17 protein-coding genes are annotated in these 17,300 nt (G+C 71.5%); 7 read left to right on the plus strand and 10 right to left on the minus strand.

The annotated features are described in order from the left end of the window. Positions 1-131 precede the first annotated feature (131 nt). On the minus strand, positions 132-1,748 hold the full coding sequence (locus ACWD2L_RS08095) for an ABC transporter permease (protein ID WP_351344033.1): 1,617 nt from the start codon (positions 1,746-1,748) through the stop codon (positions 132-134). Beyond that, entirely contained in the window at positions 1,745-2,665 is a 921-nt protein-coding gene (locus ACWD2L_RS08100; RefSeq protein WP_351344030.1) for an ABC transporter ATP-binding protein, read from the minus strand. The genes ACWD2L_RS08095 and ACWD2L_RS08100 overlap by 4 nt, the downstream gene beginning before the upstream one ends. A gap of 105 nt (positions 2,666-2,770) precedes the next feature. Here ACWD2L_RS08100 and ACWD2L_RS08105 point away from each other — a divergent pair, with 105 nt between their 5' ends. Continuing rightward, positions 2,771-3,292 carry a GbsR/MarR family transcriptional regulator gene (locus ACWD2L_RS08105; RefSeq protein WP_351344027.1) on the plus strand — a complete coding sequence of 174 codons (522 nt, stop codon included), beginning with the start codon at positions 2,771-2,773 and terminating at the stop codon, positions 3,290-3,292. A 75-nt stretch (positions 3,293-3,367) separates the two neighbouring features. Here ACWD2L_RS08105 and ACWD2L_RS08110 read toward each other — a convergent pair whose 3' ends face one another. Beyond that, entirely contained in the window at positions 3,368-4,138 is a 771-nt protein-coding gene (locus ACWD2L_RS08110) for a serine/threonine-protein kinase (RefSeq protein ID WP_351344050.1), read from the minus strand. A gap of 262 nt (positions 4,139-4,400) precedes the next feature. Here ACWD2L_RS08110 and ACWD2L_RS08115 point away from each other — a divergent pair, with 262 nt between their 5' ends. Beyond that, positions 4,401-5,684 (plus strand): adenylosuccinate synthase, encoded by a 1,284-nt coding sequence (locus ACWD2L_RS08115; protein ID WP_351344024.1) that lies wholly within the window; start codon positions 4,401-4,403, stop codon positions 5,682-5,684. On the opposite strand, the gene ACWD2L_RS08120 is transcribed toward ACWD2L_RS08115, so the two are convergent. The 3 genes from ACWD2L_RS08120 to ACWD2L_RS08130 form a co-directional block, all read right to left on the minus strand. Further along, positions 5,668-6,156 (minus strand): hypothetical protein, encoded by a 489-nt coding sequence (locus tag ACWD2L_RS08120; RefSeq protein WP_351344021.1) that lies wholly within the window; start codon positions 6,154-6,156, stop codon positions 5,668-5,670. The two genes, ACWD2L_RS08115 and ACWD2L_RS08120, sit on opposite strands and share 17 nt — an antisense overlap. A 147-nt stretch (positions 6,157-6,303) precedes the next feature. Next, positions 6,304-6,552, minus strand: a complete 249-nt coding sequence (locus ACWD2L_RS08125; RefSeq protein WP_351344018.1) for a DUF397 domain-containing protein — start codon at positions 6,550-6,552, stop codon at positions 6,304-6,306. After that, a complete protein-coding gene (locus ACWD2L_RS08130) occupies positions 6,549-7,385 on the minus strand; it encodes a helix-turn-helix domain-containing protein (protein WP_351344048.1) in 837 nt (278 codons plus the stop codon). Before ACWD2L_RS08130 ends, ACWD2L_RS08125 begins: the two co-directional genes overlap by 4 nt. A gap of 211 nt (positions 7,386-7,596) precedes the next feature. Between ACWD2L_RS08130 and ACWD2L_RS08135 the strand changes: the two genes are divergently transcribed. Beyond that, complete coding sequence (locus ACWD2L_RS08135; protein WP_351344015.1) at positions 7,597-7,941, plus strand: hypothetical protein; 345 nt, start codon at positions 7,597-7,599, stop codon at positions 7,939-7,941. 30 nt (positions 7,942-7,971) lie between these two features. Here the strand turns inward: ACWD2L_RS08135 and ACWD2L_RS08140 are convergent, their stop codons facing one another. Further along, positions 7,972-9,696, minus strand: a complete 1,725-nt coding sequence (locus ACWD2L_RS08140) for a serine/threonine-protein kinase (protein WP_451187867.1) — start codon at positions 9,694-9,696, stop codon at positions 7,972-7,974. Positions 9,697-9,863: 167 nt separating this feature from the next. On the opposite strand from ACWD2L_RS08140, the gene ACWD2L_RS08145 reads away from it, so the two are divergent. Together ACWD2L_RS08145 and ACWD2L_RS08150 are read left to right on the plus strand one after the other, a co-directional pair. Further along, entirely contained in the window at positions 9,864-10,559 is a 696-nt protein-coding gene (locus ACWD2L_RS08145) for a DUF4956 domain-containing protein (RefSeq protein ID WP_351344009.1), read from the plus strand. Continuing rightward, entirely contained in the window at positions 10,556-11,374 is an 819-nt protein-coding gene (locus ACWD2L_RS08150; protein WP_351344006.1) for a polyphosphate polymerase domain-containing protein, read from the plus strand. Before ACWD2L_RS08145 ends, ACWD2L_RS08150 begins: the two co-directional genes overlap by 4 nt. Before the next feature lie 143 nt (positions 11,375-11,517). On the opposite strand, the gene ACWD2L_RS08155 is transcribed toward ACWD2L_RS08150, so the two are convergent. The 3 genes from ACWD2L_RS08155 to ACWD2L_RS08165 all read right to left on the minus strand — a co-directional run bounded on the left by ACWD2L_RS08155 (position 11,518) and on the right by ACWD2L_RS08165 (position 14,116). Next, positions 11,518-12,825 carry a sensor histidine kinase gene (locus tag ACWD2L_RS08155; RefSeq protein WP_351343801.1) on the minus strand — a complete coding sequence of 436 codons (1,308 nt, stop codon included), beginning with the start codon at positions 12,823-12,825 and terminating at the stop codon, positions 11,518-11,520. After that, positions 12,825-13,523 (minus strand): response regulator transcription factor, encoded by a 699-nt coding sequence (locus ACWD2L_RS08160; RefSeq protein WP_351343798.1) that lies wholly within the window; start codon positions 13,521-13,523, stop codon positions 12,825-12,827. Before ACWD2L_RS08160 ends, ACWD2L_RS08155 begins: the two co-directional genes overlap by 1 nt. 89 nt (positions 13,524-13,612) lie before the next feature. Next, positions 13,613-14,116 (minus strand): hypothetical protein, encoded by a 504-nt coding sequence (locus ACWD2L_RS08165; RefSeq protein WP_351343795.1) that lies wholly within the window; start codon positions 14,114-14,116, stop codon positions 13,613-13,615. 166 nt (positions 14,117-14,282) lie between these two features. On the opposite strand from ACWD2L_RS08165, the gene ACWD2L_RS08170 reads away from it, so the two are divergent. Then, entirely contained in the window at positions 14,283-15,638 is a 1,356-nt protein-coding gene (locus ACWD2L_RS08170) for an aspartate aminotransferase family protein (protein WP_351343792.1), read from the plus strand. An 872-nt stretch (positions 15,639-16,510) separates the two neighbouring features. Beyond that, positions 16,511-17,194, plus strand: a complete 684-nt coding sequence (locus tag ACWD2L_RS08175) for a GntR family transcriptional regulator (protein WP_351343789.1) — start codon at positions 16,511-16,513, stop codon at positions 17,192-17,194. The last annotated feature ends 106 nt before the right edge of the window (positions 17,195-17,300 follow it).

A 17,300-nucleotide genomic window follows, 5' to 3' on the forward strand; every position in this document is an offset into this window, starting at 1 on the left:
GAACTCGCCGCGTCCATGCGGGCGTTGCTGACACAGGCGCCGACGCTGCGGCTCGCGTCGGAGCCGCGGCGCAGGCCGAACTTCGTGATCCGGGGGTTGGAGGGGCTCCCCGTGGAGCTGTGACGTCGCCGTCAGCCGGCCATGTCGCGCCGCCGCAGACCGACCAGGCCGACGCCCACGAACACCGCCGCGAGCAGCACCTCCACGATCACCGGACCCCACGTCATGTCCCCGCCCGGCAGCTTCGGCAGATGCCCGAACGGCGAGATGTCCACGACCGCCTGCGGCAGCTCGAGCGCCGGGCCGATCCAGCCGATGAGCAGTGCCGCTCCCGCCGCCGCCCACGCGGCGGCGGCCGCCCGTGGCCACACCCCGTACAGCAGCACGGCCACCCCGCCGAGCGTCCAGATCGCGGCGAGCTGGACCAGGCAGGCGCCGACGACCGCGCCGAACTCCTGCCCGTAGCCGACCGCGAGCCCGACCCCGCCGAGTAGCATGATCAACGCCGCGCCCGCGAAGGCGATCACCAGGTGGCCGCCGGCCCAGGCGATCCGGCCCACCGCGTTCGCGAGGACCGGTTCGGCCCGCTGCGAGGTCTCCTCGCCGCTCAGCCGGAGCACGGCCTGCACGATGTAGAGCGCGGCGACCATGCCGAGCATGCCGACCATCGTGGCGAGGAAGGCGTCGGTAATGCCGGACTGACCGCCCATCCGCTCGATGATCTCCTTGGTGTTCGCGCTGTCGCCGACCAGATCGGCCGCCCCCTCGGTCATCCCGCCGAAGACGACACCCGCCGCGAGGAACCCGATCGACCAGCCGGCCACACTGCCCCGCTGCAACCGCCAGGCCAGCGCACCCGCAGTGCCGAGGCGCCCGTCGGCGGGCCCCGGCCGGGTCGGCAGGAAGCTCATGCCGATGTCCCGCCGCCCGGCCAGCTCGTAACCCACCGCGCCCTGGACCAGGACGGCCGCGAGCAGCAGCCCGAGCACCCACCACCGCTCGTCGGCGAACGCGCGGACGTTCTCGACCCAGCCGATCGGCGAGATCCAGGTCAGCGGGGACGAACCGTCGCTCGTCCCGGAGTCGCCCGCCGCGCGCAGCACGAAGGCCACACCGAGCACCGCGGAGGTGGCGCCGCGCGCGAGCCGCGCGCTCTCGGTGAACTGGGCGACGATCGCCGCCATTGTCGCGAACACCATCCCGCAACCGCCGATCGCGAGCCCGAGGGCGAGGGCCCCCGAGCCACCCTGGGAGGCGAGTCCACCGGCGACGATCAGCGCGAGCACACCGTTGGCCACGAGGGCCGCGAGCAGCGCGGCGGTCAGCGGCGCGCGCCGCCCCACCATCGCCGAGGACACCAGCTCCTGCCGCCCGCTCTCCTCCTCGTCACGGGTGTGCCGTACGACGACGAGCAGGCTCATGATCGCGGCGAAGACCGCGGCGAACGTGCCCCCGCGCCAGGCCGTGAGCGCGCCGAGCGAGTCCCCGAAGACCGGCCCGTACATGGCGCGCATCGAGCTGTTGGTGTTCATGGACGCCGCGATGTCGGCCCGCTCGGCGACCGTCGGCCACACGCTCTTCAGCGTGTTCGGCATCGACACGACCATCATGGCGGTGACGGCGATCCATACGGGCATCATCACGCGGTCGCGCCGCAGCGCGAGCCTGAGCAGCGCCCCGGTACCCGCGAGGTGCCGCGCGCCGCCGGACCGCGACACGTAGCGCCCGTCGCCCACGAGGGTGGTCATCGCGCCACCGCCGCCTCGGGGGTACGTACGTCCTCCTGGTAGTGCCGCATGAACAGCTCTTCCAGGGTGGGCGGGGTGCTGGTCAGCGAGCGCACGCCGGACCCGGCGAGCGAGCGCAGGACGGCGTCGAGCTTGTCGGTGTCGACCTGCAACTTCACACGCGTGCCCTGAACGTCGAGGTCGTGCACGCCGGGAAGGACCCCCAACCCGTTGGGTGCGCCCGCGAGTTCGGCGGTCACGCTGGTACGGGTCAGATGCCGCAGCTCTGCCAGCGAACCGCTCTCCACGGTCACGCCCTTCCTGATGATGCTCACCCGGTCGCAGAGCTCCTCGACCTCGCTGAGGATGTGCGAGGACAGCAGCACCGTCCGCCCGTGCTCGCGCGCGGCCTCCTCGACGCAGGCCTGGAAGACGTCCTCCATCAACGGGTCGAGCCCGGAGGTCGGCTCGTCGAGAATCAGCACGTCGATGTCGGTGGCGGCGAAGGCGGCCACCAGCGCGACCTTCTGCCGGTTGCCCTTGGAGTACGTGCGGCCCTTTTTGGTCGGGTCGAGTTCGAAGCGCTCGATGAGCTCGGCCTTGCGCTTCCTGTCGAGCCCGCCGCGCAGCCGCCCGTAGAGGTCGATGACCTCGCCACCGCTGAGGTTGCGCCACAGCGTCACATCACCGGGTACGTACGCGACCTTGCGGTGCAGCTCCACGGCGTCGGCCCAGGGGTCGCGGCCGAGCAGCTGGACGGCGCCGGAGTCGGCGCGCAGCAGGCCGAGCAGGACGCGGATGGCGGTGGACTTCCCCGCTCCGTTCGGGCCGAGGAAGCCGTGCACTTCTCCGGCCTCGACATCCAGGTCGAGGCCGTCGAGCGCGTGGGTCCTGCCGAACGACTTGTGCAGTCCGGAGACCGTGATTGCCTTCGTCATGATTCTGAAGTTACGCGCACTTCACAAAGTTGTGAAGTTAAGGAAACGTATAAACTGGCGTCGCAGACCAGGCAAGCAGACCGGGCAAGGGGAGAGGATCGGGACATGAGCGCGCAGGGCATGGACGAGACGCAGGCACGGGCGGTCGAGGAGGCCCGCTCCAGGTTCGTCGAGCGCTTCGCCGCCCAGCTGCTCGACGCGGGCATGACGCGGATGCCCGCTCGCGTCTTCGCGGCCCTCCTCGCCTCCGACTCCGGCGCCCTCACCTCCGCGGAACTCGGCAAGCAGCTCCAGGTCAGCCCGGCCGCGGTGTCCGGGGCGGTGCGCTATCTGACCCAGCAGCACATGGTCACGCGTGAACGCGATCCCGGCACGCGACGCGATCTGTTCCGGGTGCACAGCAACCAGTGGTACGAGGCGCTGGGCAGCCGCGACAGCGTCATGAAGCGCTGGGAGGACGCCCTGCGCGAGGGCGTCGAGAGCCTGGGCGCGGACACCCCCGCGGGCCGCCGCATCGCCGAAACCCTCGCCTTCTTCGAATTCGTCCAGGCCGAACTGGCAGGCCTGATGGAACGCTGGCGCGCCCACCGCAAAACGCTGGGCCTTTCAAGCCCCGCCGGCGACTGAGCCATTTCAAGCCCCGCCGGCGATTGAGGCGCGGGGTCCGGGGCAGAGCCCCGCGACCTCAGCCCCGGTGCCGCTCTACGGAAGCGCCAACCGCCACGCCCCCACCCGCACGGACCACGTCCGCCTCCGCACCGGCCCCCCGATCGTCACCTGATCCGCCCGATACCGAAAGTCACTCCCGGTCACAGTGACCGTCCTGGCCCGCGCGGTCACCACCCCCTCCGCGGCAGCGCCCCGCACCTCCACCCGGGCAAGACCGGTACCGGTGGCGGGCCCCACCGAGACGCCCACCACCGGCTGATCCAGATCCACGAGCGTCACCCCGTCCGCCTCGACCCGCAGCCGCGCGGGCGGCCCGGCATCCGGATCGGCGGAACGGGCGGGCCGCACCGCGAGGCCGCGCACCAGCGACCGGCAGGTGCGCAGCCAGGGCGGCCCGGTACCTTCCGGTTCGTCCCCGGCGGAAACCGGCGGGATCCGCAGGTCCCCGAGCACCACCCCGTCACTGTCGTCCACGAGCAGGTCGAGCCGCCGCGGCGCCCCGTCGAGCGCGGCCCGCGCCGCCGCCACCGTCCCCGCGGGCACCCCGAGCGAGTGCGCGAGCGACACCGCCGCCCCCACCGGCACCATCGAGAACACCACCCCCGCCAGCTCCCGCTCCCGGTGCAGCAGCGACACCGCGCGCAGCAGCGCCCGGTCGTCGCCGACCACGACGGGCCGTCTCGCACCCCGCTTGGCCAGCGCTTTCGCGAATTCCGCGGGGCTTTGCGGCAGACACACCTTCGCCGTCGAACCCGCACACAACACGTCCCTGGCGATGCGCACGGACTCCCCGTCGGCACGCATCGCGAGCGGATCGACGATCACCAGAAGCTGCCGCGACAGCTTCCCGCGCGCGTCGTCCGCACGGTCAGATGGATGATCCAAAGCCGCCACCTCGGCCTTGCCTCGCTTCCTCGGGTAGCATCTTTGTGCAAGAGCCCCTTGCGCTATTGCGCCAGGGGCTTGGTCTATTCCGGGGCACCCCAAGGCTTACGAAGGCACGCCGCAAAGGAGCGGCCACGGCCCCTGACCTTGGACATGCCCCGCCCGGAAGGGGTGTACGCCTGTGCCCGCACTTGTGCTGCTCGGTGCTCAGTGGGGTGACGAAGGCAAGGGAAAGGCCACCGACCTGCTCGGTGGATCCGTGGACTATGTAGTGCGCTACCAGGGCGGCAACAACGCCGGCCACACGGTTGTCGTAGGCGACCAGAAGTACGCGCTGCATCTCCTCCCTTCCGGAATCCTCTCGCCGGAGTGCACGCCGGTCATTGGAAACGGTGTCGTCGTCGACCCGTCGGTCCTGCTCTCCGAGCTGAGCGGTCTGAACGAGCGCGGCGTCGACACGTCGAAGCTCCTGCTCAGCGGTAACGCGCACATCATCACGCCGTACAACGTCACGGTCGACAAGGTGACGGAACGCTTCCTCGGGAAGCGGAAGATCGGCACGACCGGCCGCGGTATCGGCCCGACCTACGCGGACAAGATCAACCGTGTCGGCATCCGCGTCCAGGACCTCTACGACGAGTCGATCCTGACCCAGAAGGTCGAGGCGGCTCTCGAGGTCAAGAACCAGCTCCTCACCAAGCTCTACAACCGCCGCGCCATCGAGGCGCAGCAGGTCGTCGAGGAGCTGCTCGGCTACGCCGACAAGATCAAGGGCTACGTCGCCGACACCACCCTGGTGATCAACGACGCCCTCGACGAGGAGAAGGTCGTCCTGTTCGAGGGCGGCCAGGGCACGCTCCTGGACATCGACCACGGCACGTACCCCTTCGTGACCTCGTCGAACCCGACCGCGGGCGGCGCCTGCACGGGTGCGGGCGTCGGCCCGACGAAGATCAGCCGCGTCATCGGCATCCTCAAGGCCTACACGACCCGGGTCGGCGCGGGCCCGTTCCCGACGGAGCTCTTCGACCAGGACGGCGAGGACCTGCGCCGCATCGGTGGCGAGCGCGGTGTCACCACCGGCCGTGACCGTCGCTGCGGCTGGTTCGACGCGGTGATCGCCCGCTACGCGACGCGCGTCAACGGCCTCACCGACTTCTTCCTGACGAAGCTCGACGTGCTCACCGGCTGGGAGCAGATCCCGGTCTGCGTCGCGTACGAGATCGACGGCAAGCGCGTCGAGGAACTCCCGTACTCCCAGACCGACTTCCACCACGCGAAGCCGGTCTACGAGTACCTGCCGGGCTGGTCGGAGGACATCACGAAGGCGAAGACCTTCGCGGACCTCCCCAAGAACGCGCAGGCGTACGTCAAGGCGTTGGAGGAGATGTCCGGCGCCCCGATCTCGGCGATCGGCGTCGGCCCCGGCCGCGACGAGACGATCCAGGTCAACTCGTTCCTGTAAGCGGCGGACTCGTCGCTCCACCGGTGCCCCGGTCCGCTTCGGCGGGCCGGGGCACCGGCGCGTCCGGGCGCCCGCAGCCGCACTCCGCGACACCGGTCAGGCAGAGGTGTGCGACGGTCCGAGCGCGTTCATCGATGCGGTCCTGAACACCGTCCCCCGGCGGAGCCTGCCCGAGGGCGAACGGCAGGGTGGCCGCGAGACGGCACACCGGATCAGGTGGGCCCTTGTACCCCATGCGGGCCCCCACGCCGTTCAGTACGTGTTCCAGCTCCACCTCTGCGGACAAGCGGCTCAGAGTGTCGGCATTGGGCCAGGTCCTGCGCAGGAACTGGCGGTCGGTGAGGGCGAGTTCCGCGACCCTCACGCGAGTCACATGGCGGGGGCCGGTGTCACCCATGACCTCGATGACGGCACGGTAGACAGCGGTGGCACTGGGCGGGCCCGCCCGGCGTCGATCCTGGTTCGGCAGCATGGCGAGCAGCCTCGCGCGCCAGGCGGCAGGCGCGGGCCGGATACCGATCGGGCCGCCCGAAGGTGTGAGGTCAGAAAAATGTCGCAGGGGCGCGTGTCAGTGCGACATTTTTCTGAGTGGGGGTGTGTCTGGGCGGGGCGAACCGCGTCACCGCGCCCACGCCACGAACCGCTCCCAGACCCCACCGGCCACGACCACGTGGGGCAGCCCGGAGTCCTTGGAATCACGAACGTGCACAGCGTGAGGGCATCCGGCGACCTCGACGCAGTTACCGCCGCCGCCGTCGCTGTACGTCGACTTGCGCCAGGCGTAGGCGACTTCGAGGCACTGCCCGCCGCCGTCGTCGCTGTAGCTGGACTTGAACCACCGCAGGGTCGCGGTGTCGGGGTGCGTCATCGGTCTTCTCCTGCCAGGCGCTCGATGAGGCCCAGGGAATCGTCGGGACTCAGGGCCTGCGAACGGATCTTCGCATAGCGGTGGGCGAGTTGAGCCACGTCTACCGGATCGCTGATCAGGAGCGACTGGTCCTCGATCTCCAGGTAGACGACGCGCTGGTGCTCCTTGGTCTCGACGAGCTTCATCGGGCCGCGCTCGCCTGCGTACGAGCCGCGCAGCCCGCGCTCCATGGGCAGCACCTGCACGGTCACATTCTCCCTCCGCGCGTCCTCGGCGAGGGAGAGCAATTGCCCCCGAAGTACCTCCCAGCTTCCGAACGGCCGCCGCAGCACGGACTCTTCGAGAATCAGCTCGATCATCGCGGCGGGGTCACGGTCGAACAGCTGGCGACGGGCGAGCCGCGCCTCCACGAGTTCCCGCTGCTTCTGCTCGCTCGGCGCCGGAAAGCTACCGCCGATCAGCGCATCCGCATACTCCTCCGTCTGGAACAGCCCGTCGACCACGAGCGTCTCGTACGAGGAGATGGTCACCGCCGCCGCCTCCATCAGCGAGAACTTCTTGAACCGGCGCGGGTACTTCTCCATCAGCACGTACTTGCGCGCGTCCTCGAAAACCCCGAGCCCCGCCCCGATCACCGGCTCCAGCGCCACGAGCATCGCGTCGCTCGCGGGTTGCGCACAGGTCTCGACTCCGCTGATGGCCGACGCCGTGAAGCCGATGGCGTCAGCCAGCTGCACCTGGGTCAGCCCCTGTTGCTTGCGCAACGCCTTCGTCAGCGAGGCGACGAGATGCGCCACGCCCCCCGCCTCGTCCTTGTTCTCGGCCCGCGCCATTGCGGTCACCCCCGGAGCAGATGTGAACTCAACCGAACCCAACCGGACTCAACCGGCCGGTGTCCCTACGCGACCATTCCCAATGGTCGACGCAGAGTCATGGTGAACGGTAGCCACCAGCGGATTTACTCAAACCGTGAACACGCAAAGTGAGCAGAATTGTGGGGCCGCACCACATGTGTGGATCCCACATACCGGATTTCAACTCCGGATGGCCGGCGTCCAATTCGACGCCGTGCGCGTGGACGGCGACCAGGGGCGGCGCGTCGCCGACCGGCTGGCCGGGATGACCGGGGGCGACCCTGGGCCGGTCGTCGAGCAGGCGAACGGGGCCCGGCCCGTGTACTTCCTGGTGTCGGTCGGCAGCACGGCGTACAAGGCGTGGCCCGCGGGTGTCACGACGCTCGCGGCGGGGCCGGGACGCATCGCGTACGTGCCGATTCCGGCGATCAACGGGGCGACGTGGCCGCTGAGTTGGCGTCACGAGCCATCCGGCTGTGGCGATCGTTTTGTGCACGCCCGGCTGCTCTGTGCCGCCCTTCACTCCCAGGGGTGAACACCGGCAAATCCACCCCCGCCCCTGCTCTCAGCCCGACCTGTCGTACGTGACCGGCGCCTCGCCCCCCGACATGGCGCGCTTCAGTCCGCCGCTCGCCGTGAGGGTGATCGTGCTCGGTTCGCCCGGCGCGCAGGCGCCGCTCGGCTGGGCGGTCGTCGGGTCGGTGGGGCCGATCCGGATCGTGGAGGACGTCGCGGACTCCAAGTGGCCCTGGAACACGCAGTGGTAGGGGGAGCCGTCCTTCTGGTAGCCGTCCGCCGTCAGGGAGAAGACCGTGTCGCCGGGTGCGCCCTGCTGGAGCGTGATGCTGCGCGGGTGGTGGCCGTTGGCGTTGTCGATCGCGCCCTCCCACGTGCCGAGGAAAGTGGTCGGTATGTCACCCGCGGCGGACTGCGAGGACGACTCCGGGCTCGGGGAACTCGGGGAACTCGGGGCGGACGCGACGGGGGAGGCCGGGGCGGAGGTCGTGGACGAGGCGGCAACCTTGTCGTCCGACCGACCGGACGGCTTGTCCTTGCCGTTCATCAAGGCGTACACCGAACCGCCCGCGCCGAGCGCCACGATCAGCGCGACCACGATGAGGACCGGGGTGGAACGGTCGCGGCGCGGAGGGCCGGGAGGCGGCGGGCCGTAGGGCGGGGTCTGGCCCCAACCGCCGGGCGGTTGAGGCTGCGAAGGGTGCGGATAGCCGTACTGCGGTGCGGGTGCGGGTGCGGGTGCGGGTGGCGGGGGTGCCGGGGCTTCGTGTGAGATCACGGTCGGCAGGTGGTTCAGCGAGGCGGCGTCGGGTGTGCCGGGCGGTGGTGGCGCCGGGGTCCGGGCCGTGTGCTCCGGGTTCTCCGTGTCGAGCAACTGCACGGCGTGCCGCCCGAGTTGGGCGACCAGGGCGCCCGGCAGCCATGGGTCGCGGGTGCGGCCGCCGTCCTCCAATGTGTCGTCGACGCCGGTGAGTTCCAGGATCTCGTCGAGCGTGGGACGGTCGCCGGGCTGCTTGTGCAGACAGTCGCGGACGAGGTCCTGGAGGCCCTCGGGCAGCTCCGCCAGCTCGGGCGGCTCCTCCGCGATGCGGTACATCAGGGCGTGCGCTCCGCTGTTGCCCGTCCGGAACGGCAGCTGTCCCGACGCCGCGTACGCGAGTACAGACCCCAGGCAGAACACGTCGCACGCCGGGGTGATCCGGTCGCCGCGCACCTGCTCGGGTGCCATGAAACCGGGGGATCCGACGAGGGCCCCGGTGCGGGTGAGCCCGCCGTCGGTCACGGTCTCCAGTGCGCGCGCTATGCCGAAGTCGATGACGCGCGGGCCGTCGATGGTGATCAGCACGTTCGAGGGCTTGAGGTCGCGGTGGACGATGCCCGCCGCGTGGATGTCCTTGAGCGCGTGCGCGAGGCCACCGGCGAGGATGCGCACCGAACGCTCGGGCAGCGCGCCGTAGTCGTGCGAGACGACCTGCTGGAGGCTGGGGCCCGCCACGTACCCGGTCGCCACCCAGGGGATGTCCGCGTCCGTGTCCGCGTCGAGCACCGGAGCCGTCCACGCGCCGCCGACCCGCCGGGCGGCCGCCACTTCCTGCCGGAACCGGTTCCTGAACTCCTCCTGCTCGGCGAGCTCTTCGCGTACGACCTTCACGGCGACCGTGCGACCCCGCTCCGAGCGGGCCAGATACACCTCGCCCATACCGCCCGCGCCGAGCCGGCCGAGCAGCCGGTACGGGCCGATGTTCCGCATCCCCTTGTCGTGCATACCCTCCATGTCGCCCACCCTCCCCCGGTATGTGTGCAACGAAATGAGACTAGTCCGGACATACGACAGAGAGGGGCCCCGCGGGCCCAACGGTTCCGCCCGTCCACGTACGTTGACGCGGATCGTTAACTGTCACCAAGCGCGGCGTTAACCCGGCCGTTCGTAGCGTCGGGGCCATGGACAACCTCCCACCTGTGGCGGAGCTCGGCGCCCATCTCGGCCTCGATCTGCTCGCCGTGACCCTGTTGACCTTCGGCATCTTCTATCCGCGGCATCGCAGGCGCGAGCTCGTGCCCGCGTATCTCGCGCTGAACGTCGCCCTGTTCGCGGTCGTCGCCGCGCTCGGCGAGGTCGGTAAGGGCGGCGGGCTCGCCCTGGGATTCGGCCTGTTCGGGGTGTTGTCGATCGTGCGGCTGCGCTCCGACGCGCTGCGGCACCAGGAAGTGGCGTACTACTTCGTGACGCTGGTCCTCGGGCTGCTGTGCGGGCTGCGCGCACTCGGCCTCGGAGTGACCGCCGCGCTCGCCGCGCTGCTGCTCATGGTCGTCTACGTGGCCGACCATCCGCGCCTGTACGCCCGTGATCGCCGGGCCGTCGTCACCCTCGACGCCGTGTACGTCGACGAGGACGCGCTGCGGGCCGAACTGGCGAGGCGAGTGGGGCGGCCCCATGGTTGGACGGTGCAGGAGATCGACTACGTACGCGACCTGATGGTGGTGGAAGTCCGATTCCGGCAGCCGGAGGCAAGGGAACGAACGGAGGAGCCCATACGTACCTCTCGTACCCACAGCGGCGTTCATGACCGTCATGAGCCGCATGGGCCTCGTAGTACGACGAAGACCGCAGCCGCCTATCACCAGGAGACCGTGTGATCCCCGCCGTACGCGCCATCGGGCGCGCCGCACTCGCCGCCAAGCCGCTGTCGCTCGATGAACTGAACAACAGGGCAGAGCTGTTGGCCCGCTACGACAACAGCTACCTGGTGCCGGTGGAGGTCTTCGAGGACTTCGCGGCGCTGCTGACCGACCCGCGGCGCCCGGAGGGCCCCTTCCGCTCGCTCTCGGTGAACGGCCGGCGCTGGTTCTCGTACAGATCGACCTACTACGACACGGCCGACCTGCGCACGTACCACGACCACCGGCAGGGTCGCCGGCTCCGCTACAAGATCCGGGAGCGGCTCTACCAGGACACGGGGGAGCGGCAGTTCGAGGTCAAGCTCAAGAACGGGCGGGGCGAGACGGTCAAGCACCGCCGCAGGCTCGAGGGCGAGGAGCGGCCGCTCGACGAGGCGCAGCAGGGCTTTCTCGCGGGTGTGCTCGGTGGGGCGTACGGGATCGAGGCGCCGGGGGGCCTGGCCCCCTCGCTGGTCACGGACTACCAGCGCGCCACGTTCGTCGCCGACGGGCAGCGGATCACGTGTGACGCGGGGCTCGTGGTACGGGATCCCGCCGATGGGCGGACGGTGCGGGCGGACGGTGGGCTCGTCCTCGTGGAGACGAAGACGAGGGGGTCTCTGACGGAGGCGGACCGGGTGCTGCACCGGTTCGGGGTGCGGGCGGCGGAGTTCACGAAGTACTGCGGAGGCTTCGCGGCGCTGCGACCCGAGCTGGGCAACAACCGCTGGTCTCGGGCGGTCCGGGAGGCGTTCCCCCGGGTCAGCGCCACTTCAAGCCCCTGCGGCGATTGAGGCGCGGGCAAATCAAGCCCCTGCGGCGATTGAGCAGCGGGGTCTGGGGCGGCGCCCCAGGGCGGGAGCCGGTTGCCGGTGGTTGCGGCCGCGGGGCTCTGCCCCGGACCCCGCGCCTCAATCGCCGGGGGGGGCTTGAAAGATCAATCCCCTGCGGGGCTTGAAAGGGGGCTTGATTGGCCCCACCGGAGCGTGACCACCGCCCCCGGCCCGCCGGATGTAAAGGAAACCGTTCCGCCGGTCTCCTCGGCTGTGCGGCGGACGATGGAGAGGCCGAGGCCCGTGGAGCCGCCTCCGCTGGAGCCGCGGGTTTCGGACTCCGGGGAAAGGCCGGGGCCCGCGTCCGCGACCACCAGCTCCGTGCCGGCGCCGTCCACCCGGACGGAGATCCGGAAGGAGATGCCCTGCGGCGTGTGGTCCAACACGTTCCCGATCAACGCGTCGAGCGCCGCGACCAACTCGTCCTCCGGCACGGGCACCGCCACCGCGACCTCGGGCACCGACACCTCCAGGTCCCGCCCCTGATCCGTGGCGAGCGGCTCCCAGAACGCCGCCCGGTCCCGGGCAATCGCCGCGAGATCCGCACCCGCCCCCGTTTCGCGGAGCGGCTTGCGGGCCTTGCGGATGACGTCGTCCACACCCAGTTCGAGCGCCGCGACCCCCGCCGCGATCCGCTCGGCCTCCTCCGCGTCCCGCAGCCCCTCCGCGTCCAGGCGGAGCGCCGCGACGGGGGTGCGCAGCCGGTGCGCGAGGTCGGCCGCGTTCTCCCGTTCGGCGGTGAGCAGCTCGTCGATGCGGGCGGCGAGATGGTTCAACTCGCCGGCCACGGAGCGCAGTTCCGGCGGACCCTGGGGTTCGGCGCGGGCGGTCAGGTCGCCACCCGAGAGCCGGTCCGCGGTCCCGGCCAGCGCCCGCGTCGCCCCGACGAGCCGCGCCCCGAGCCGGTCCGCGAGCAGCAGCCCGATGAGCACGAGGCCGAGCCCGATGCCGGCCAGCGTCAGCCACGACGAGAGCACCCCGTCGTACAACTGCCGGCTGGTCAGGCTCACCTGGACGACGGCCGTGCCGCCCTCCGCGCCCTGCACCGGCACCAGGACCTGGCGGCCCCCGCTCGGCGGCTCGTACGTGAAGGCGCGCCCCGCCCGCGCGAGGCGTACGGCGTCGGTGACGGCGGTCGGGGCGCCGATGACGTGGCCGTCGGCGAAGACGAGGGAAGTGTCGGGCTGGGAGGGGGAGTTGACGCTCTCCACGGCCTGCTCCGCGCCCGCCCGCTCGTCCGGGCTGTGCAGCGAGGGGCCCATCGCGGCGGCCACCCACTGGGCGCGGGCCGTCGCCTCCGCGGTCGTCCGGTCCGCGGCGTGGCTGCGGGTGAGCAGGGTCAGCGGGACGAGCAGCGCCGCCAGGACGAGCGCGGTGGTGGCCGCGGTGAGCAGCAGCAGCGTGCGGCGCACTACGAGACCGCCCCGTCGTCGGGAGCCATCAGCTTCACGCCCACGGTACGTACGGTGTGCAAGTAGCGCGGAGCCTGCGCGGACTCGCCCAACTTCCTCCTCAGCCACGACAGATGGACGTCCACCGTCTTGTCGGCGCCGCCCAGTGGCTGCTGCCACACCTCGGCGAGCAGCTCGCGGCGCGAGACGACCTGGCCGGGCCGCTGGGCGAGATGGGCGAGCAGGTCGAACTCGCGGGGTGTCAGGTCGAGCGGCCGCCCGTCGAGCGTGACCTCGCGGGACGCGGGCGTGATCACGAGCCCGCCGACGGTGAGCGGCTCGTCGACGTCGCCGGGCAGCCCGAGGCGGCGCAGCACCGCCTTGATCCGGGCGTCCAACTGGGCCGCGCCGAACGGCTTCACGATGTAGTCGTCGGCCCCGTCCCCGAGCACGGCGACCATCTCGCCCTCCTCGTCGCGGGCCGTCGCCACGATCACCGGTACGTCGCTCACCGCGCGCAGCATCCGCAGTATTCGGGCGCCGTCGACGTCGGGCAGGCCCAGGTCGAGCACGACAAGATCGGGCCGGTCGGTGACAGCGGCGTCGAGGCCGGCCATGCCGGTGGCCGCGGTGGCGACGGCGTGACCCCGGTCGCGCAGGGCGCGGACCAGGGCGTTCCGCAGGGCGGGGTCATCTTCGACGACGAGGAGATGTGGCATTTGATCACCTAATCAAGCCCGCCGTTGGACGAGAGCCGGTGGGGTCCGGGGCGGAGCCCCGGGAGCGCAACGACGAGGCGCTGCAACTGTCAGTCGTCGTCATCGTCATCGTCGGGGACCAGCACGGCCCGAGGAGTGCCGGAGCCCGCCGCGCACCGGATCTCGTAGTGCCGGTCGGGGCCGTCATCGTCGTCGTTGGGCTCCGCCTCGATCCGGGCCACGCGCCCGGGACCGCGTACGACGTCGTCATCGATCTCGTAGCCGTCCGACGGGCTCCACGACACCAGGTAGACGCTGCCGTCGGCCCCGCACTCGACCGTCGCGGAGCCGCCCGTGAAGCGGAGCGTGCGGCGCTGGTCGGCGGGGGACGGGGTGGCGGACGAGGCGTCGGCGCGGGGTGTCGAGGCCTGCGCCGAGGCCAGGGCGCGGTGCACCGCCGCGTCGTCGAGCGGGTGGCCGTGCGTGCCGGTCCCGGCGTTCGCGTCGCTGCCCGCCAGCTGCCAGGCGCCGAGGGCGCCGGCGGCCGTTCCCACGGCGACCCAGGCCGCGGTCACGGCAACGTTGCGCCAGCGGTGCGTGCTCGGCTTTCTCATGCCGACCAGCCTGCCCGACGGTTTCCTAACGCCACGCTAAATGCAGCTCAGGAGGGGGCCCGGAGGGGACAGGGCGGCGCGGGGCGACAGGTTGTCGGGTTCGGCGGCGTCCCACAGACAGGACGCCGATGGTGTGCCGGTGCATCGCCCATTTACCCTCGGCCCCATGACCCCTCAGCCGAATCCCCAGGTCGGCGCCGCCGTGAAGGCCGCGGACCGCAAGCACGTCTTCCACTCCTGGTCGGCACAGGAGCTGATCGACCCGCTGGCCGTCGCCGGCGCCGAAGGCTCCTACTTCTGGGACTACGAAGGAAACCGCTACCTCGACTTCACCTCCGGTCTCGTCTACACGAACATCGGGTACCAGCACCCGAAGGTCGTCGCGGCGATCCAGGAGCAGGCGGGGAAGATGACGACCTTCGCCCCGGCCTTCGCCATCGAGTCGCGCTCCGAGGCCGCACGCCTCATCGCCGAGCGCACTCCCGGCGACCTCGACAAGATCTTCTTCACCAACGCGGGTGCCGACGCCGTCGAGCACGCCCTGCGGATGGCCCGCCTGCACACGGGCCGCCCGAAGGTGCTCTCCGCGTACCGCTCGTACCACGGCGGCACCCAGCAGGCCATCAACGCGACGGGTGACCCGCGCCGTTGGGCCAGCGACACCGGCACCGCCGGTGTGGTCCGCTTCTGGGCCCCCTTCCTGTACCGCTCCCGCTTCTACGCGGAGACGGAGGAGCAGGAGTGCGCCCGCGCCCTGGAGCACCTGGAATCCACGATCCAGTTCGAGGGCCCGCAGACGATCGCGGCGATCATCCTGGAGACGGTGCCGGGCACGGCGGGCATCATGCTCCCGCCCAAGGGCTACCTCGCGGGCGTCCGCGAACTCTGCGACCGCTACGGCATCGTCTTCATCCTGGACGAGGTCATGGCCGGCTTCGGCCGTACGGGCAAGTGGTTCGCCGCGGACCTCTACGACGTGACGCCGGACCTGCTGACCTTCGCGAAGGGCGTGAACTCGGGTTACGTCCCGCTGGGCGGCGTGGCGATCTCGGGCGCGATCGCCGAGACGTTCGCGAAGCGGCCGTACCCGGGGGGCCTGACGTACTCGGGCCACCCGCTGGCCTGCGCGGCGGCTGTCGCCACCATCAACGTGATGGAGGAGGAGGGCATCGTCGAGCACGCGGCGAGGCTGGGCTCCGAGGTCGTCGAGCCGGCCCTGCGGGAGCTGGCCGAGCGGCACCCGTCGGTGGGCGAGGTGCGCGGCGTCGGTATGTTCTGGGCGCTCGAGCTGGTCCGTGACCGGGCCACGCGGGAGCCGCTCGTGCCGTACAACGCGGCGGGTGAGGCGAACGCCCCGATGGCCGCGTTCGGCGCCGCCGCCAAGGCGAACGGCCTGTGGCCCTTCATCAACATGAACCGCACCCACGTGGTCCCGGCCCTCAACATCACGGAGTCCGAGGTCAAGGAGGGCCTCTCCGCGCTGGACGCTGCGCTGGCGGTGGCGGACGAGCACGTGGGGTGACACGGGGGCCGGGGCGGGGTGTGACCGGGGGTCGGGGTTCCGTGGCGCGGGGCGGGGCGGGGGCCGGGAGCCGGGCGTGACCGGTGTCGGGGTGTGACCGGGCCTCCCGGGGCTTGGCCCGGTGCCCGCCCATCTCCCACCCACCCGCCCCCTCCGGGGGCTGTGGCCCCGGGTGGGGCGCCGTCCCATCTCGGTCACCGCCTCCGCCTCCTACCCGTTGCGGTAGACCGCCCCCACGCCTCGGGGCTCCGCCCCGGACCCCGCTGCTCAATCGCCGCAGGGGCTTGATTTTGCCCGCTTCACCGCAGGTGACGCCTCGGGCGCCCCGCCCATCTCCCACCCGCCCGCCTCCTCCGGGGGCGTCGGCCTCACGGGGTGCCCCGCCCCGCCTTGGGCAATCTGCCGCCTTGGGCGGCAGGGTGGGCAAGGCGGCGCACGGTGCCGCGCATCCGTCACGACGGGCGCCGACTCCGGTGCGGCCCGGACCTCGCGGTGCCGCGCAACAGGCCCCGCCCCGCCCGGGGTTGGAGCCCCCGGAGGGGGCGGGTGGGTGGGAGGTGAGCGGGGCCGGCGAAGCCGGAGGAGGGCAGGCGCCGGGCGCTCATTACGGCAGGCGTCGGCCTCGACCAAGCCCTGGAACCCCGGTGCCGCGTGCCCGTCTCCGCGGGCGTCCACCCTGGCGATGGCTCGGGCCCCGGTGCCGCGTGCCCATCTCCGCGGGCGTCCACCCCGGCAAAAGCCCGCCCCCGGCAAACGCCCACCCCGCACCACGCGCCGCAACCCCACCCCCGCCCAAGACCCCGCAGGCGTAACCTGGCCAGCCACACCAGACCGTGCGACCACCACGCCAGCCGAACCGGGGGACCCGATCCGTGCCCGTATCTGACGGCCCCGCCGTCACCCGTTCCACCCTGCGCCAGCAGATCGCGGACGCGCTGCGCGACGAGATCCTGGCGGGACGCCTCAGTCCCGGCCAGGAATTCACCGTCAAGGAGATCGCCGAGGGGTACGGGGTGTCGGCCACCCCCGTCCGCGAGGCCCTCGTCGACCTGAGCGCCCAGGGCCTCCTGGACTCCGCGCAGCACCGCGGCTTCCGCGTCCACGAGTACTCGTTCGCGGACTACCGGGCGATGATCGAGGCCCGCAGCCTCGTCGCGGACGGAATCTTCCGCGGCCTCGCCGAGGACCCGTCCCGCGCCCAGCAGACCGCCGCCGACCTCGCCGGGGTCCGCCGCCGCGGCGAGGAGGCGGCCCGCGCGGCGGGAGCCGGCGACCTCAACGTCCTCATCGGCTACGACCTGCGCTTCTGGCGCGAACTCTCCGCCCTCTTCGGCAACGCGTATCTCTCCGACTTCTTCCACCGTCTGCGCGTCCAGTCCTGGATGTGCGCGGTCCCGCACCTGCGCACCGCGGGCGATCTCAGGGGTCGGCTGTGGGCGGGCCACTGCGACCTGGTCGACGCGCTCGTGAACCGCGACCCCGCCGCCGCGCACGCGCTCATCGCCTCGTACAACGACGACTCGCTCTCCTTGATCGAGGCTCTGACAGGCAAGTAAGCGGGTAGAGCGGGGACAACGGGTAGGCGCAAGACAGGTCAACCCGGCCCCGCATCGCACTACCCTGGCTACGACGCCGATACCGTCCACCGCGCCGGAACACTCC

It is taken from the genome of Streptomyces sp. NPDC002754 (assembly GCF_053592315.1).

Bases quoted from the DNA above. Each gene is read 5' to 3' on its own strand.
- ACWD2L_RS08130 (WP_351344048.1), bottom strand. From the start codon at position 7,385: ATGGCGCGGGCCGAGAACAAGGACGAGGCGGGGGGCGTGGCGCATCTC.
- ACWD2L_RS08125 (WP_351344018.1), bottom strand. From the start codon at position 6,552: ATGACGCACCCCGACACCGCGACCCTGCGGTGGTTCAAGTCCAGCTAC.
- ACWD2L_RS08170 (WP_351343792.1), top strand. From the start codon at position 14,283: ATGACCCCTCAGCCGAATCCCCAGGTCGGCGCCGCCGTGAAGGCCGCG.
- ACWD2L_RS08140 (WP_451187867.1), bottom strand. From the start codon at position 9,696: ATGGAGGGTATGCACGACAAGGGGATGCGGAACATCGGCCCGTACCGG.
- ACWD2L_RS08100 (WP_351344030.1), bottom strand. From the start codon at position 2,665: ATGACGAAGGCAATCACGGTCTCCGGACTGCACAAGTCGTTCGGCAGG.
- ACWD2L_RS08160 (WP_351343798.1), bottom strand. From the start codon at position 13,523: ATGCCACATCTCCTCGTCGTCGAAGATGACCCCGCCCTGCGGAACGCC.
- ACWD2L_RS08145 (WP_351344009.1), top strand. From the start codon at position 9,864: ATGGACAACCTCCCACCTGTGGCGGAGCTCGGCGCCCATCTCGGCCTC.
- ACWD2L_RS08105 (WP_351344027.1), top strand. From the start codon at position 2,771: ATGAGCGCGCAGGGCATGGACGAGACGCAGGCACGGGCGGTCGAGGAG.
- ACWD2L_RS08095 (WP_351344033.1), bottom strand. From the start codon at position 1,748: ATGACCACCCTCGTGGGCGACGGGCGCTACGTGTCGCGGTCCGGCGGC.
- ACWD2L_RS08135 (WP_351344015.1), top strand. From the start codon at position 7,597: ATGGCCGGCGTCCAATTCGACGCCGTGCGCGTGGACGGCGACCAGGGG.
- ACWD2L_RS08165 (WP_351343795.1), bottom strand. From the start codon at position 14,116: ATGAGAAAGCCGAGCACGCACCGCTGGCGCAACGTTGCCGTGACCGCG.
- ACWD2L_RS08120 (WP_351344021.1), bottom strand. From the start codon at position 6,156: ATGCTGCCGAACCAGGATCGACGCCGGGCGGGCCCGCCCAGTGCCACC.
- ACWD2L_RS08110 (WP_351344050.1), bottom strand. From the start codon at position 4,138: ATGCGTGCCGACGGGGAGTCCGTGCGCATCGCCAGGGACGTGTTGTGT.